Raw genomic sequence first — 13,607 nt, 5'->3', positions numbered from 1 at the left:
TTCAGGCCTCCGAGGTAGGAAAGAGACGCTGCGCCTCGCGGAAGACCGGATAGGTCCAGTCGTCATCCGCAGAGGTCGCGTCCATGCCGTTGAGGGCGTCGCCGAGGCGTTCCATCAGCGACGCCGTGCGCCGGCCGATGCGCTCGTGGAGATCCGACATGGCGCCGGCTTCGATCAGGGCGGCGTAGTCGGAATGCACCTTGGCAATGGCGGTCGCGAGATGCGCCACCACGCGGCACTGGTCAGCGACCTGTCGGCTGAGATTTTCGCTCGCCATCTCTCAGGCTCCCGACGTTTCGGTCGCGGGGGCGAGGGACGCTAGGACATCCTTGCGGCCCTGCTCACGGGCCGCGGCCATGAGCTTCAGCACCTCGTCCTCGGTGGCGAGGTAGGCGGGCGGGTCAAAGGCGGGCAGCTCCTCCTCGCCGTCGGTCGCCTCGAAGCCGTGCTGCTCGGCCGCCTCCAGCCAGAAGAGCCGTTCCTCGGTGCCGGGCGCGGGAACGGTGACGCTCACGGGCGGCGCTACGCCATGCCCCGCGCTGATCTCGGCCTCGGACGCCGGCAGGAAGTCGATCAGCCACTGCCGAAGGTGGACCACCTCGGACGCCGCGATGCGCGCCACGTAGAGGTCGCGGCCCTCTTCGTTGATGAGGTCCAACTCCTCGTCCTTGAAGACGAGCTCCAGCGAGCCGTCGCGGAGGTGCAGGGTTGCGCACATGCCCTCCACACCGGCCATGGCGTGGGTGTAGTGGGGCTGGCGCTTGTCCCCGTAGGCGGCCGGCGCAAGCTTCCTGGCAACCACCTTCAGCGCGGCGCTCCGGGCCATCGCATCCTTGATCCCGGAGGCGACGCCGGGCGCGCCCGCCTCCAGGCTCTCACGGATCAGCAGAAACACCGCGGGATAGGCGCCATCCGAGAACGGCTCGACCGGGAAGGGCTGGTGGTCGGAGAGCAAACCGATGCTCTCGGCCGCCCGCTTCAGCGCGTAGTTCTTCGCGACCTGGTCGTCGGTCGCGGCCGCCCGCTTAAGGGCCTGCTGGACCGCCGGATAATCGTCGGGCGGGATCGCGGCGACGTCGCGCGCCGAGATCTCCGGCTCGCGCGTGATGGTGCTGGACTCGGCCATGCTGCTACTCCGCGGCAAAGAGGGGCATCGGGACGGCCTGGGCGGCCGGGCGCACGCGGGCATCAGCCTCGCGGTAGTTCGCAGCGACGAGCGCCTCCGCCATCTGCGGGCAGACGCTGTTCCCGCACATGCGGCCCTGCTGCTCGAGGGTGAGCGGCACGAGCGAGCCGTCCTCCAGCTCGCCGCGGTCGATCACGTAGTCCGGGCGGAAGCCCTGCGCGTTGAAGCGCTCGCGCGGGGTCAGCATCCGCATGCCGATGTCGACGATCGCGTAGGGCTGGCCCTGGATCGTGACCGTGACCACGCCGTGCCGGGGCTTGGCGGTGAGCGTGTGCAGCGGCTCGTCCGCGGACTGCGAGGGCAGCCCCTCGCCATAGTACTTCGCCAGGAAGGCGTAGACCGCGGCCGCGTGGTTGCCGCCGCCGGTGGCCGTCGGCGCGGGCCGGTCGACCGGGGCGTCCCGGCGGTCCGAGCCGCGCAGGTTGAGCAGGTGCGCGGCGACGACGTTCTGGTGCCCGCCCGCGGCCGTGATGGTGGAGACCGGCGCGCGGGCGTCCGTCCCGGGGTTCACCGCGCCGTCCCGGGCCGTGTTGTGTTGCGCCAGGAAGGCGGCAACGACCTTCGTCTTGCCCTGGCCGTGCGGCATGACAGTCGGCGCCGGCTCGTCGACGCCGGCCCCGACCGACATGCCGAAATCGCGGGCGAGGTGGACCGCGGCGAGGCTGCCCTCGTTGCCGGTCGGCACGATGACGGGCGCGGGCTCCTCGACGGACCGGGCGCGTGGGTCCTGCCCGGGCCGCTCGCCGTAGCGCGGGACGAGGCAAGCGCCGACCAGGTGGCCGGGCAGCACGTCGCTGGCGGTGATGGTCGCCGCCGGCAGATCGATCGCGCGGGTGCGGGGCTCGTCGCCCGGCTTCTCCTGCAGGCGCGGGGCGAGGAAGGGCGCCACGACAGCGCGCGTCCCGGCCTGCGTCACCGTCCGAAGCGGATCCTCGGCCGGCCAGACGTTCGGCGCGCGGCCGGTGGTCTGGCCGTTGGCGACGTTGACGATGACGGGCGCCACGATGCCGAGCGGCGCCGCCCCGCCGCCGTGCGTCTCGCTGGCGTGCGAGGTCACGGTGGCCAGCGGGCAATCGATCTCGTGGCCGGTCGCCCCGCGGTTGAACTTGGTCACGAAGGGCGCGACGATCGCGTTCTGGTCCTTCGGGCTGGCGCAGATCGTGTGCAGCGGGTCGCCAGCGTCCCGGTTGCCGCCGCCCTGCTGGCCGTAGGTGACGAAGGGCTGCACCAGCGCGTCGCCGCCGAAGTGCGTCGCCGTCGGCATCGGCTCATCGAGCCCGCGGTCCCGCCTGCCGCGGCTGTCCCCGTGGTTCACCCGCACCAGGAACGGCTTCGCCGCGTTCACGACGTAGCGCATCGTCCCCTTGGCGATCCGGGCCATGGTGGCGTCGGCGAGTGGCCGGTTCGCGCGGATCCCGTGCTTCGCCTTGATCTCCGCCGAGGTCTCGAAGATCGACGGGCACGGCAGCGACCAGTCGATGATCTCGGCGGCGGTCCGCCAGGGCAGGAGCCGCCCGGCCCGCACACCCTCGCTGTCCGGCGCGCCGTGGGTCGGCTCCGGCCAGACGATCGGCTTGCCGTCGCGGCGCGCGATCAGGAACAGCCGCTTCCGGATCGTCGGCGCGCCATAGTCGCAGGCGCGCAGCTCGCGCCACTCGACGACGTAGCCCATGGCCTCCAGGGCGGCGACAAATTGCTTGAACGTGGCGCCGCGCTGGACCGGGCACGGCCGGCCGTCCTCTAGCAGCGGCCCCCAATCCTGAAACTCCTCGACGTTCTCCAGGAACACGACGCGCGGGCGCTGGCGCTTCGGCAGGCTCTTGATCCAGCGCACGCCGACCCAGGCCAGACCGCGGATCGCCTTCTCGCGGGGCTTCCCGCCCGCCGCCTTGCTGAAGTGCTTGCAGTCCGGGCTCATCCAGAGGAGCCCGACGTCCCGGCCGGCGCACAGGCCCACCGCATCGACGTTCCACACATCCTCCTCGATGTGCTTCGTGGCCGGGTGGTTGAGCCGGTGCATGGCCAGCGCCAAGCCGTCGTGGTTCAGCGCATAGTCCGGGTCCCGACCGATCGCGGCCCGGATGCCCTCGGAGGCGCCGCCGCCGCCTGCGAAGCTGTCGATGACGAGGGGCGCGTTCACAGCTCAGCTCCGATGAGAAGGGGTTGCACGGACCCGTCCGAGAAGACCGCATCAAGCGGCACGTCGGCGGTCGGCTCGTCGCCGGTCCACCGCTGCGGCCAGGTGCCGGCGGCGATCAGCTCGCGGATGCGCGCCTCCTCCTCGGCGTTGAGCAGGTCGACGTGCGGACGGCCGAGCCGGTCAGCCTCGGCGTTGCAGGCGGCCTGGATGGCAAGGATCCGGTCGAGCGCGTCCAGGCGCGCCGGCAGGGTGATCGGGCCCATGCGCTGCTGGTTCGGCACCAGCGTTCCGTCCTTGCGGGTCTCGCCGCCGGGCTGGCGCAGCCGGTTCCGGGCGAGCCGCAGCTCCCGGTAGATCGGCCGCAGGCCGAGCAGCGGCGCGAGGTACGACCAGGCCGGCAGCGCGACGACGGCCTCGAGGGCCTTGTCCCGGGCAGCCAGCGGGCAGCCGACGCAGCCGGTGCGCGCGTTCGCCTCCTCGGCCTCGTCGCCACCGTAGGCGTCGGCCAGCATCGCCGTCGCCCAGCCGCCATAGGCGCGCATCGGCGCGTAGACCCGCAGCCAGTCCCAGACGTTGCAGACCCGCCAGTGCAGGATCGGCGCGAGGGTCGCGAGCCGGCCGCGCACGCCCTTCATGTCGGGCAGGACCTGCTGATACCAGCCTTGCCCGCACTCGGCGCCGTCCTTCGAGCAGCTCATCTCGATCCGCTTGTCGCGGATCGCGCTCTCGCCCTGGCGGACGCCGGTGATCGTCAGCACCGTGTCGGTCGCGGGCAGGCCGGCGAGGTCGGCCTCGATCGCGGCCGCCATCGGGTCGATCTTGATCTGCCGGGTGCACCAGCGGAGCGTGTTGTTGTTCGGCGGCGGGACGCCCCGGCCGAGGATGTAGACGAGGAATCGGCGGTCGAGCGGCGCGGTGACGACGCGCAGTCGGATCCACGGGAAGCCAGCGAGACGCGCCATGACGTCGGCCGCGGCGATCGCGAGCGGCGTCAGCTCTTGGCGAGTGTCGGCGTAGTAGACGGTCAGCGTCTTCGGCGGCGCGAGCCGGCCTGCCTCGATCAGGTGGACGATCAGGGTCAGCGTTGCGGTCGAGTCCTTCCCGCCCGACCACGCCATGGCCCAGTGCTCGTGCTGCGGTCCGTAGGCCTGGAGCGAGGCGAGGGTCATCTCGACAGCGTCGTCGTAGACCAGGCGCTCGGCCGTGAGCGCGAATAGGTCGTGCTGCGGCGAGCCGCGGAGGATCGGGGCGCCCATCAGCGGTCGCCCTCCCCTCGCGCGGCGTCCTCGGCCTTGAGGGCGCGGTAGGAGGACGCGAGCCCCCAGGCAGCGCCGGCCAAGGCGAGACCCACGGCCAGCCCGATGATGAAGCTGATCCAGCTCATCAGGCGGCCTGCTCGTCTGCCGGCGCGAAGCCGGGGAAGCCATCGTCGTCGGCGACGTCCGCACCGGCTGCGATCCGCTCCAGCTCGTCGGCGATGTCGTCGAGGGCGCGATCGGCCCGCGGGTCGAGGTCCGCGCGGAAGGCGCGTAGCGCGTCGCTGCCCTTCGCGGCCGCGGCCCGGGCGGCGGCGTACAGGCGGTCGCGCGAGGACGGCTGGCGCTGGTTCTCCGACCCGTCCTCGCCGGTCGGCGGAGCGAGCCGCTGCTGCTCCGGCGCCGGCCTGCGCTCCTCGGCCAGCGGCTTGACCGTGAATGGCTTGCGGCTCGCCCGGGTGACCGTCAGCGCCATCGTCACCGCCGAGGAGATCCCCGACATGTGGCTGATCCGGATACCGCCGACGGCCGCGCCGCCGAACTGCACGGTGTCGTCCCGGTAGAGCGTCATCCGCCGACCGGCGTATGTGGCGCCGTCCTGGCCCCAAATCCGCAGGAGCACGCGGCGCATCGACTTGCCGGGCTTGTACGGCTTGCCGCCGTCGCCCTCGAAGTAGATCGCGATCGGCTGATCCGGCTCCTTCATCTTCGACACGCGCGTGACCGTGATGGTGCGCGGGCCGCCGATCAGGTCGTCGGCGTTGAGCTGGTCGCTCTTGGGCGCGACCGTCTGCGAGATGTCGATCACGCCATGATCTCCCTGGGAATGCGCTTGGTCGGGATGGCTCCGGCGGACGCGACGACGGCGCGGTAGCGGTCCATTGCCTCGCGGAGGCGCGCTTCGAAGCTGGAGGCAGCAGCGAGGATCTTGTCTTGGATCTGCGGGTCCGCTGCGACGCGCATCACGGCCAAGGGCAGGCCGCCGGAATACGAGACCAGATCGCACCAATTTCGCTCTGAAACGAGAAGACCGGTCTGGATCTGGATCGCGTATTCCTTGGGTATCGTGCCCTCGGCGACATGCACCAAGAACGTCTCAACCTGATATTTTTGACGCCGTGACTTGCACTCTACCAAGCCATCCGAGGCTACGAGCGCATCAGGCGAATACCCGAGCGTGAAGCCCCATTTGTCATTCGTGATGAAACCGATGTGCTCCGTTGGCGCATAGTGCTTGGCGTACAGCGAGAGGGCTTCGAACTCGTCTTCTTGCCCCCGCAGCATGTCGTCACTGACGTAACTCGGCTCGACTTCGCCAGTGATGCGCTGGGCGAGCAGTTCGTAGAAGTGCGAGCGTTCTTTGTCGTTGCTCGCAGCTTTGAGCGTGTCCGGCGTGATGATCAGCTTCATCTCGCTCGCGGTCAGCAAGCCACAGCGAGCCTTGATCCAAGCTTCGCTGCCATGATCAATGTCATGCATAATCACCGAACAGCTCCTTGCGCTTGATGAGGTATGCCGCGCTCGCCTCTTCGGCGGTCGCAAATGATCCGATGCAGATCTGGCGCTTGTTGTGGGAGATCCGGGCCTGAAAGCGGCTCCCGAGCGCCTTCACACCCATCGGCATTTGCGAGCGTTTCGCCCGCTTCCGATGGTTCATGGCGTTCTGCTGGACGGTAACTTCCCTGATGTTTTCCGGACGGTCGTTCAGCGAGTCTCCATCGCGATGGTCTGCGCACGGTGATGGAAAGCGCCCGTGACACATCAGGAAAACGAGATGCGACCGCTTGTATTTGCGACCGTCAATCTTGATGTGCCAGTAATACTTCCCACCACCGCAGTGCTGGGCACACCCGGCCTCTCGCCCGTTCAGCTCCGAGTGACAGCGTGGGGTCGAGCGCCAGAAGAACCGGCCCGTCTCCGGCTCGAAGCGCAGCATCTCCAGCACCCGCTCACGCGTCACAGATGCGCGGGCCGTGCCCTGGTAGAGGTCGGCGTGGATGCGCACCGTGGACGGGCGCGCGGGGGCGTCGGGGGCGAGCAAGGCCATAGGGCGCTCCTCAGAAGGGGATGTCGTCGCCGAGGCGGCTCACGCGGCTGCGCGGCATCGCCTCGGGATCCGGCTCCAGGCCGAAGGAGTGGCGCTCGAACTCGACGAGGCGGATGGCCTCGACAGTCTCCAGCACGACGAAGGCCTGCCCTGGGTTCTCGCGGGCGAGGCGCTCGGCCTCGCGGATCGCGCTGAGCTTCGTCTCGTGCCGGTAGTGCGTCGGCCCGGCGCCGTGGACGAGCCAGTAGGGTTCGAGGTGCAGCGCCATCGCCGTCACTCCCCTGCCCGCTTGGCCTGGCGCTCCAGCCAGCCGCGGACCTTCGCGTCGTCGGTCTGGACGAGGACGGATTCCCCGGTGTCCCGGGTGAAGGACAGGCCGAACCCAGCGGAGCGGGACGCGAGCGCGATGCGCCGGTCGCTGCCACCGCGGATGGCCAAAATGACGTTGCCGCGGCGCCAGCGGCTTCGGCTCTGGCCGACCTGCACGTGGATGGTCTCGTCCGGCGGCAGCAGAGCGACTGCCTGAGCGGATGTGAGACGGAGATCCTCCGGCTCGGTCGGGATCACGCGGGCGACGGCGGGCACGAGCGCCTCCTGGATGGGCTTGGCGATGACGACGCCGATCAGGGCGAGCGTCGCGGGATCGAAGGGGGTGAGGATCACGGGCGCCTCGCCGCGATCGCGCGGTTCTCGGCGTCCATCCGCTCGCGGGTGGCGGCGTTGGCCTCGTATTCCCGGGCGAGCATCGCCAGGGCGTCCTCGGTGAGCATCTCCCAGCCGAAGCGGCGGAAGACGCGGGCCAGCACGTGGTCGTCGGTGGCGGCGTGGCCGTGGTGTTCGGTCACGACGGCGACGGCCGCCTCTCGATCCACGTTCATGCTGCCTCGCGGAACTGGTCGGCTTCGAAATCCGCGATGGCGGCCAGCTCGTCGGCGGCCTCCAGGGCAAGGGAATCGGCGTGGTCCTGGGCGGCGAAACAGGCCTCGGCCCAGCAGTCGAAGTCGTCGCCGAGGGGGCCGTAGGGGCCGCGCAGGGCGTAGCCGGCGGAGGAGCCGCGGATCGCGTAGCCGGCGGGGAGGTCGAGGCGCGCCATTGTCAGGCGGCCTCGGCGATGAAGGCGATCGCGCGCGGGCTGGTCAGTTCCCCAGCCTCCAGCCGCGCCTCAAAGTAGAGGTCGGCGGCCTTCAGGAGGTGCTCGCGAGCCCTGTCGACGGTCTGCGGAGCTGTCAGCGGCGCGGGCGCTTCGGGCACGTCGAAGAAGGACGCGATGGGCGCGCCGGTGAGCCGAGCGATGATGCTCAGCGCGATCGCGCTGATGCGGTTCGTGCCCTTCTCGTACTTCTGGAGCTGGGCGGCTGAGACGCCGATCTCGGCGGCAACCGTGCGCTGGGTGAGGCGAGCGCGGATCCTGGCGGCGCTGATGCGCTCGCCGATGCGGACGTCGACGTCGGTGGCGGGTTGGCCGGCCATGTCAGCGCCCCCAGCCGAGGGACATGCCGACAGCCGGCACGCCGAAAGCGAGGAGGACCGCGCTGACGGCGATCAGGGTCAGGACGAGATCTGCGGGGGCATCGAGCATCTGCGGCTCCATCGGCTCGGTGAGCGGCGATGGAGTGATCATGTAGCCGATACGGATACGCGTCAAGCGCAAAATATCCAAAATGGCTACAGCAGAGCCGCACGCCGACTGCCGCACGGCTGTGGACCGGTGTGGATGGATGTGGAAAAGGCTACGGCGCGCAGGCGGTTACCGAGCCCCGCCGATCGCGGGCATAAAAAAACCCCGCACAGGGCGGGGCAGGTATCGCGTCTGGTCTAGATATAATCGTGGTTTAGCTGGGCGCGATCTTCGAGCGGAGCTGTGTCGCGATTAGCGTTGCATCCAGAGCGTCTGCATAGCCTGCGTCTTTCGGCCGAAGCATGCGGACGACGATGTTGCCGCCGGGTTTGAATACCGGGTCGCCGCCAGTGGTCACGAGCGTGTTGCCGTAGCGATTGGTCTGGATCGGATCGAAGCCTGAGACTTGGCTGCTGACGCCTTCACCACCCACGACGGCGAAGCGGTCATAGCCGGACTCCAGCGTCAGCTCGGCTGCGCGGAGCAGCGCGATGTCCCCAGCGCGCTCCTTCGACGTGAAGCCGTTGCCTTTGACCGAGACGCGATACGTGTTCTCGGACAGTCGAAGCTCATCATAGCCGCCCGTAAGGCCGGTCTTTTGGTATGCGGTCTGGCATCCGGCCAGGGCGAGCGCGACTGAGGCGCCGACGAGCCACTTCATTGATCTAAGCTTCCTCTGCCGCAGATTTTGAACGGCGCTCTGAAGGCTTCTTCAGCCGCTCGCGCATCTGATTTTGAACCTCCGCCTCGCGCTCAAGGATCTTCCATTCATCGGCTGGAATGATCGCAGCAATGCGCGCCACCCAGTCGACCTTCACGTCGCGCAGGGTCGGATAGGCTTGGTTGAGGCTGATCAGGTCGAAGAGGTCGGGCTTGGACCCCTGGTGTACGATCTTGAGCTGGCGCCCATGATCGACTGTGCCGACAGCGACACGCCTACCGATATGCTGTCGGATGTCCTGAGTATGAGCGCGGCAGATGATGACCGTGTCGGGCTCGAAGATCGGCAACATGGAATCGCCGATCACTTGGTACGCTACTGCCGCATCGCGGACTTCGACGGCCGTCTCGATCTCGTACTGCACGCCGGGCTGATCCTGCGCAGTTGAAGTGTCGATCGCACCGCCAGCGCCAATTCGGCCACCGAGCGGAACAGTGAAGGCCGCGACCTCGCGCAGGCCGAGAAGTTTTGCCGGAGAGACACCCAAGTGCGGAGCAATCGCTTGCGCCATCTCTGCGGTGAGTCGCGCCTTCTGGTGTGCGCGCTTGTAGATGTCCTGCTTCGTGATGCCGGTCAGACGCTCAAGCTCTGTCGGCCCGACGCCTGCCTCCGCCATCGCTTCCGCTAGGCCATTTGGAAACTTGCCCTTCATGCGGGCACCCTGTCACCACCTTGGTTACGTGACGAGCATCCGTTTCGGCTACAGGCCTCTTGACGCGTATCCAAAAGGGCTACATGCTCTGCGGTATGAGGCTCGCCGACTTTCTCGCCGACCGCGGCATCAAGGACTCCGACTTCGCCGAGACGATCGGCGTCAGCCGAATGACGTTGTGGCGATACAAGTCGGGTGACCGGCGCCCCGAGTGGGACGTGCTCAAGCGGATCGTTCAAGCGACCGAAGGCCACGTCACCCCCAACGACTTTCTGGACGCGCAGGCCGAAGCTGAAGCTGCGCAGCCTCCCGTCGAGGGAGCGGCCGCGTGATTGGCGGAAGAAGCGACAGCGGCGGCCACGCACGCGGCTCCGGCGCGCCGGCGGTGCCTCATGGTTCGCACTCGTCGCGGTTCGCAGGCCGCTCGGAAGAGGTCGGCTCTACCGGTGGCAGCGGCTTCTTCCTGCGGCGTCGAAACTTACGCCAGAAGTGCCAGAACGTGCGGCCCAGCAGGTCCGCCCAGCCGGATGCTTTCCAGAACGGGGGCGTTTCAACCTGCGAGAATATTCGCCGGTACGCACTCCTGATTGCGTCGCGCTGCTCAATGGTCTCGCCGGTTCGGGGATCGGCAAGCAACCTCTCAATCGTTTCGAGGCTTTCTTCGGCCGAACCAGGATGCTTGTTTTCATGCGCCGCAAGCGCTGTAGCGGCCATCAAGTGCTCTAGCACTGCTGTTCTGGCCTTCAGTTCGAGCTCAAGCCACTCTACTCGGGCGCGCAGATCATCTTCCACTTGCAGCTCCATCGGTCTTCGCACTTCCGATGGTAGGCCGCGCGGGTCGGGCGTCCAAGCGATGCTCCGGCCCGCGCTGGTGGCCTTGCTGCCGCTGACGCTCGTGGCCTGCGAGGCCGACGCGGTGGCCGCCCGCGCGACGCTGACCGAACTCGGCTTTCACGGCATCGCCGTCGAGCGGGCGCCGGTGTTCGGCCGGCCCTGCGGCTGGGGTGAGCCCTTCGCCGTGCGCTTCCGGGCGACGCGCGAGGACGGCTCGGCCGTCGCCGGCACGCTCTGCTCGGCCGACGAGGGGACCGAGGACGCGCGGCTGCTCCCCGATGTGGAGGGCCGGCGCTGATGGATCGCCCCTGCCTGCACTGCGCCCTGACCGAGTTTCTGGCCGAGTTCGTGCGCGAGCACATGTCGGTCGAGGTCGACGGGGTCTCCAAGGTCGACCTGGTCGGCATCGCGGAGGATCTCGGCCTCGTCCTCGGCGAGGCGATCTCGAAGGCGCCCACGCCCGCGGGGCAGGAGCGCCTCCTCGACACGGCGGTGGCCGCCATGGCGTTCGTGCGCGCGCGGTCCGACACGAATGCGCGTCCTGCCGCCGAGCGGTGTCACTGATGCGCCGGCTCGCCCCGTCCCGCTCACCGCAGCACCTCGCCAGCCGAGCCGCCGCATCGCTGGCGACCTCGTGCCCGGTCCACGACGCCGAGCGTGCCCAGATGCGCGCCTTCGCGGCCGATGGCGCGGGCTCGTCGGAGATCATGGGGTTTTTCGGCCGCTCGCGGTCTGTCATTCGGCGTCACTGCGAGGGGCTGAGCCAGACCCGCGTGACGCAGCGGACGCGGCTGCTCGCGGTCCTCGACATCGCCGAGAACTCGGATCTGCCGCGCGCCGTCCTGGCCCAGCATCTCGGCTACCGCAACGCCGCCTCGCTCGGCGTGGTGCTCACGCGGGCGCGCAAGCTCCGCCGTCGGTGGGGAGCCTGAGATGGCCGCGTCAATCATCTTGAACGGCCTCGCTGTCCTCTGTGGGCTCGACGCGGTCGGGCTCATGGTGCTGGCCGCGAGCCCCTGCTCGTCCGAGCCGCATGTGGAGCGCACGACGCTCGGCATGGCCGGGATCGCACTCACCGCCGGCATCATCTGCGCCATCGCTGGGAGCGTCGCATGACGGTCCGGCTCACTCATCGCGCCGGGCTTCACCGGCCGATCGCCTGCCCGCACCTTCCCCTCCGTTTCGACAACGGCGGGCAGGCGTCCCTCATTCCCCATCGCGGCGGTCGCAGGCTCACGCCTCCCGCCAGCGAGCGACCCGGCCGAGACCATCGCAATCTCGGACCCTCGGCCGGGTCGTCCCTCTACCTGCGCGCCCGTCCATGCCGCCAAGCCAGCGGTCGCGCTCGTGTGTCGTGCGTACCCTCAAGAACTCCCTCTGCATGTCGGCCCTCTCCGTCCGTGGTCTCAAGTAACCACGGACGGATTTGCTGATGTGCAAAAGGTTTTTGCGGAAAGCTCAAATGCCAGACGCTGACGTGATCCGGGCGCGTAGCGCCTTCGACGAGCTGTTGCGCCTCGAGATCCGCGGACCAGGCGACACGGCCAACGCCATGCGCCGGATCGCGACGCGCGCCGCCATCCCCTTCGGGAAGCTGTGGGCGCTCCGGTACCGGCCGCCCAAGGAAATCGCCTCGCACATCCTGGCGCGGATCGAGGCCGCCCACGCCGCCGAATGCGAGCGGCAACTCAGGAGGCTCGCCCATGACGTCCAGGTCACCGCCGCCGTCGCTGGCCCTGCGCACCCTGCTGTGCGCGCGGGTGAAGCTCTTCTTCGCGCGGCAGACCGCCCGGCTGAAGGCGCGGCTCCGCGAGTGGTGCGTGCGGCTCGCCAACAGGCTCCCGCGCATCCGGCGGAAGTGAACGACCTGCCGCTGTGGCGGGCCGCAAACGAGGAGTGAGCATGTTGAGCGACGAGACCAAGCTGGAAGCCGAGCTGCAGGCGAAGGGGCTGAATGCGCCCCGCCTGACGCCCGACCACATCGACAGCCGCATCGTCAGCGCGGCCTACCACGTGTTCCCGGGCACGACCCTGACCGTCTGTGCGCTCACCCTGCGCAACGGCTTCATCGTGACCGGCACCAGCGCGGCCGCCTCACCCGAGAACTTCGATCCGGCGATCGGCGAGCAGATCGCGCACCGGAACGCTCGCGAGCGCGTCTGGGAACTGGAGGGCTACCTGCTCCGCGAGCGGCTGGCGGCGGCCTGACCATGTCCGACGGCGCCTTCGTCACCACCCTGCCGACCCACTTCGCGACCCTGCGCGAGGGCGTCGAGAAGCACGTGCCCTCGACCGCCGCGAACGTGCTGGTGCGGAACGGTCTGCTCACGCTCCTCGTGTGGGCCGAGCGAATGGCGGAGATGCTGGCCGAGAAGACGCCGGCGCCCGCACAGCGGCAGTTCCATGCGCCGCTCGGCGACCGCTCGCCCGTCGTCGAGGAGCCGCTTGTGCCCCGGCACAGCAGCCGCGACCCGCGCCTGCCGGGCAACCGCCCGCACCCCTGAAACGAGAACCGCCCGGCCTGCTGTGGGAGCGGGTGCCGGGCGGTCTGAACCGAATGGGCGTGGTGCCCATCCATGGAGAGAGCAATGGAAGCCACAACCGACGCGGTCGCGCAAGCCGAAGCCGCTGTAGAGCTCGGCATCGAGACCTTGCGCGGTGATATCCGCGACCGGATCCTCGACAACATCTGCCGGCAGATGCCGTGCTGGACCAAGATGTCCGAGCACGAGCAGCGGCTGATGATCGGCCGCTGTGACGAGGTCGCTGGGAAGACCGTGCGCGAGGCCATCAAAATCGTGGCGCACCAGGGCTTCGACCACTTGGTGGTCTCGACCGGCAAGTGGACCGTGAAGGATGGCCTCAAGCTCGAGGTCGGCGCCTCTGGGTCGGTCGACGACATCACCAAGCTGGCCGAGCACGGCGCGAAGCCGGCCGTCCTCGTCCTGGCGGAGCCGAGCGTCTTCTTCGGCCAGCGCGCCGATGCGGTCGCCGACAAGGACCAGCCCGACCTGCCGATCGACGAGGACTCGGAGGCCGAGGACGGCGACGAGGAGGGCGACGAGGACGACGCCGATCGCTCGCCCCTGCCGGAGCCGCCCGCCCGCGAGAACCGGTCGCGCCGCACGCGCGAACCCGCGAACGCTTGAGCCT

Annotated in this window: 26 protein-coding genes; 9 read left to right on the top strand and 17 right to left on the bottom strand. The window is 69.1% G+C overall.

Annotated features, from left to right (window positions below; all coding sequences use genetic code 11):
- Position 1: 1 nt before the first annotated feature.
- The 16 genes from ASG32_RS09760 to ASG32_RS09695 form a co-directional block, all read right to left on the bottom strand.
- On the bottom strand, positions 2-277 hold the full coding sequence (locus tag ASG32_RS09760; protein ID WP_056525183.1) for a hypothetical protein: 276 nt from the start codon (positions 275-277) through the stop codon (positions 2-4).
- Between the two features lie 3 nt (positions 278-280).
- On the bottom strand, positions 281-1,126 hold the full coding sequence (locus ASG32_RS09755; RefSeq protein ID WP_056525180.1) for a hypothetical protein: 846 nt from the start codon (positions 1,124-1,126) through the stop codon (positions 281-283).
- A 4-nt stretch (positions 1,127-1,130) separates the two neighbouring features.
- Positions 1,131-3,326, bottom strand: a complete 2,196-nt coding sequence (locus ASG32_RS09750) for a DNA cytosine methyltransferase (protein ID WP_056525176.1) — start codon at positions 3,324-3,326, stop codon at positions 1,131-1,133.
- Complete coding sequence (locus tag ASG32_RS09745; protein ID WP_056525173.1) at positions 3,323-4,582, bottom strand: phosphoadenosine phosphosulfate reductase family protein; 1,260 nt, start codon at positions 4,580-4,582, stop codon at positions 3,323-3,325. The genes ASG32_RS09750 and ASG32_RS09745 overlap by 4 nt, the downstream gene beginning before the upstream one ends.
- A complete protein-coding gene (locus ASG32_RS35585; RefSeq protein ID WP_280141566.1) occupies positions 4,582-4,710 on the bottom strand; it encodes a hypothetical protein in 129 nt (42 codons plus the stop codon). The genes ASG32_RS09745 and ASG32_RS35585 overlap by 1 nt, the downstream gene beginning before the upstream one ends.
- A complete protein-coding gene (locus ASG32_RS09740; RefSeq protein ID WP_056525170.1) occupies positions 4,710-5,390 on the bottom strand; it encodes a hypothetical protein in 681 nt (226 codons plus the stop codon). The genes ASG32_RS35585 and ASG32_RS09740 overlap by 1 nt, the downstream gene beginning before the upstream one ends.
- Positions 5,387-6,061 carry a YqaJ viral recombinase family protein gene (locus tag ASG32_RS09735; protein WP_056525167.1) on the bottom strand — a complete coding sequence of 225 codons (675 nt, stop codon included), beginning with the start codon at positions 6,059-6,061 and terminating at the stop codon, positions 5,387-5,389. The genes ASG32_RS09740 and ASG32_RS09735 overlap by 4 nt, the downstream gene beginning before the upstream one ends.
- Positions 6,054-6,629: an HNH endonuclease signature motif containing protein gene (locus ASG32_RS09730; protein WP_056525163.1), complete on the bottom strand. Its 576-nt coding sequence runs from the start codon at positions 6,627-6,629 to the stop codon at positions 6,054-6,056. Before ASG32_RS09730 ends, ASG32_RS09735 begins: the two co-directional genes overlap by 8 nt.
- Positions 6,630-6,639: 10 nt before the next feature.
- Positions 6,640-6,897, bottom strand: a complete 258-nt coding sequence (locus tag ASG32_RS09725; protein ID WP_056525159.1) for a hypothetical protein — start codon at positions 6,895-6,897, stop codon at positions 6,640-6,642.
- A 5-nt stretch (positions 6,898-6,902) separates the two neighbouring features.
- Positions 6,903-7,292: a hypothetical protein gene (locus tag ASG32_RS09720; RefSeq protein WP_056525157.1), complete on the bottom strand. Its 390-nt coding sequence runs from the start codon at positions 7,290-7,292 to the stop codon at positions 6,903-6,905.
- Positions 7,289-7,507 carry a hypothetical protein gene (locus tag ASG32_RS09715; RefSeq protein ID WP_056525154.1) on the bottom strand — a complete coding sequence of 73 codons (219 nt, stop codon included), beginning with the start codon at positions 7,505-7,507 and terminating at the stop codon, positions 7,289-7,291. Before ASG32_RS09715 ends, ASG32_RS09720 begins: the two co-directional genes overlap by 4 nt.
- Positions 7,504-7,722, bottom strand: coding sequence for a hypothetical protein (locus ASG32_RS09710; protein WP_056525151.1), 219 nt, complete (start codon positions 7,720-7,722; stop codon positions 7,504-7,506). Before ASG32_RS09710 ends, ASG32_RS09715 begins: the two co-directional genes overlap by 4 nt.
- Positions 7,723-7,724: 2 nt before the next feature.
- The gene (locus ASG32_RS09705; RefSeq protein WP_056525148.1) at positions 7,725-8,099 is read right to left on the bottom strand and encodes a helix-turn-helix transcriptional regulator; all 375 of its coding nucleotides are present in this window, start codon (positions 8,097-8,099) and stop codon (positions 7,725-7,727) included.
- 1 nt (position 8,100) lies between these two features.
- Positions 8,101-8,274, bottom strand: coding sequence for a hypothetical protein (locus tag ASG32_RS33785; protein ID WP_157861937.1), 174 nt, complete (start codon positions 8,272-8,274; stop codon positions 8,101-8,103).
- 187 nt (positions 8,275-8,461) lie between these two features.
- Positions 8,462-8,908, bottom strand: coding sequence for a hypothetical protein (locus ASG32_RS09700; RefSeq protein WP_056525145.1), 447 nt, complete (start codon positions 8,906-8,908; stop codon positions 8,462-8,464).
- Between the two features lie 4 nt (positions 8,909-8,912).
- Positions 8,913-9,620, bottom strand: a complete 708-nt coding sequence (locus ASG32_RS09695) for a S24 family peptidase (protein ID WP_082557820.1) — start codon at positions 9,618-9,620, stop codon at positions 8,913-8,915.
- A gap of 95 nt (positions 9,621-9,715) precedes the next feature.
- Here ASG32_RS09695 and ASG32_RS09690 point away from each other — a divergent pair, with 95 nt between their 5' ends.
- Positions 9,716-9,952 (top strand): helix-turn-helix transcriptional regulator, encoded by a 237-nt coding sequence (locus tag ASG32_RS09690; protein WP_056526109.1) that lies wholly within the window; start codon positions 9,716-9,718, stop codon positions 9,950-9,952.
- Positions 9,953-10,010: 58 nt separating this feature from the next.
- Here ASG32_RS09690 and ASG32_RS33780 read toward each other — a convergent pair whose 3' ends face one another.
- Entirely contained in the window at positions 10,011-10,424 is a 414-nt protein-coding gene (locus tag ASG32_RS33780) for a hypothetical protein (protein WP_157861936.1), read from the bottom strand.
- A gap of 49 nt (positions 10,425-10,473) precedes the next feature.
- Here ASG32_RS33780 and ASG32_RS09685 point away from each other — a divergent pair, with 49 nt between their 5' ends.
- From ASG32_RS09685 to ASG32_RS09650, 8 genes are all read left to right on the top strand, one after another.
- Positions 10,474-10,752, top strand: a complete 279-nt coding sequence (locus tag ASG32_RS09685; protein WP_056525139.1) for a hypothetical protein — start codon at positions 10,474-10,476, stop codon at positions 10,750-10,752.
- Positions 10,752-11,018: a hypothetical protein gene (locus tag ASG32_RS09680; protein WP_056525134.1), complete on the top strand. Its 267-nt coding sequence runs from the start codon at positions 10,752-10,754 to the stop codon at positions 11,016-11,018. Before ASG32_RS09685 ends, ASG32_RS09680 begins: the two co-directional genes overlap by 1 nt.
- Positions 11,018-11,386 carry a hypothetical protein gene (locus tag ASG32_RS09675; RefSeq protein ID WP_056525131.1) on the top strand — a complete coding sequence of 123 codons (369 nt, stop codon included), beginning with the start codon at positions 11,018-11,020 and terminating at the stop codon, positions 11,384-11,386. Before ASG32_RS09680 ends, ASG32_RS09675 begins: the two co-directional genes overlap by 1 nt.
- A gap of 1 nt (position 11,387) precedes the next feature.
- A complete protein-coding gene (locus ASG32_RS09670; protein WP_056525128.1) occupies positions 11,388-11,570 on the top strand; it encodes a hypothetical protein in 183 nt (60 codons plus the stop codon).
- A gap of 346 nt (positions 11,571-11,916) precedes the next feature.
- A complete protein-coding gene (locus ASG32_RS09665) occupies positions 11,917-12,354 on the top strand; it encodes a hypothetical protein (protein ID WP_056525125.1) in 438 nt (145 codons plus the stop codon).
- Between the two features lie 2 nt (positions 12,355-12,356).
- Positions 12,357-12,662, top strand: a complete 306-nt coding sequence (locus ASG32_RS09660; RefSeq protein ID WP_056525122.1) for a Gp49 family protein — start codon at positions 12,357-12,359, stop codon at positions 12,660-12,662.
- A 2-nt stretch (positions 12,663-12,664) separates the two neighbouring features.
- Positions 12,665-12,958 carry a hypothetical protein gene (locus ASG32_RS09655; protein ID WP_056525119.1) on the top strand — a complete coding sequence of 98 codons (294 nt, stop codon included), beginning with the start codon at positions 12,665-12,667 and terminating at the stop codon, positions 12,956-12,958.
- A gap of 84 nt (positions 12,959-13,042) precedes the next feature.
- Positions 13,043-13,603 (top strand): hypothetical protein, encoded by a 561-nt coding sequence (locus ASG32_RS09650; RefSeq protein WP_056525116.1) that lies wholly within the window; start codon positions 13,043-13,045, stop codon positions 13,601-13,603.
- Positions 13,604-13,607: the final 4 nt, after the last annotated feature.

Source organism: Methylobacterium sp. Leaf361, from assembly GCF_001424445.1.
GTDB lineage: Bacteria > Pseudomonadota > Alphaproteobacteria > Rhizobiales > Beijerinckiaceae > Methylobacterium.
This window is presented reverse-complemented; position numbering and strand designations above follow the sequence as displayed.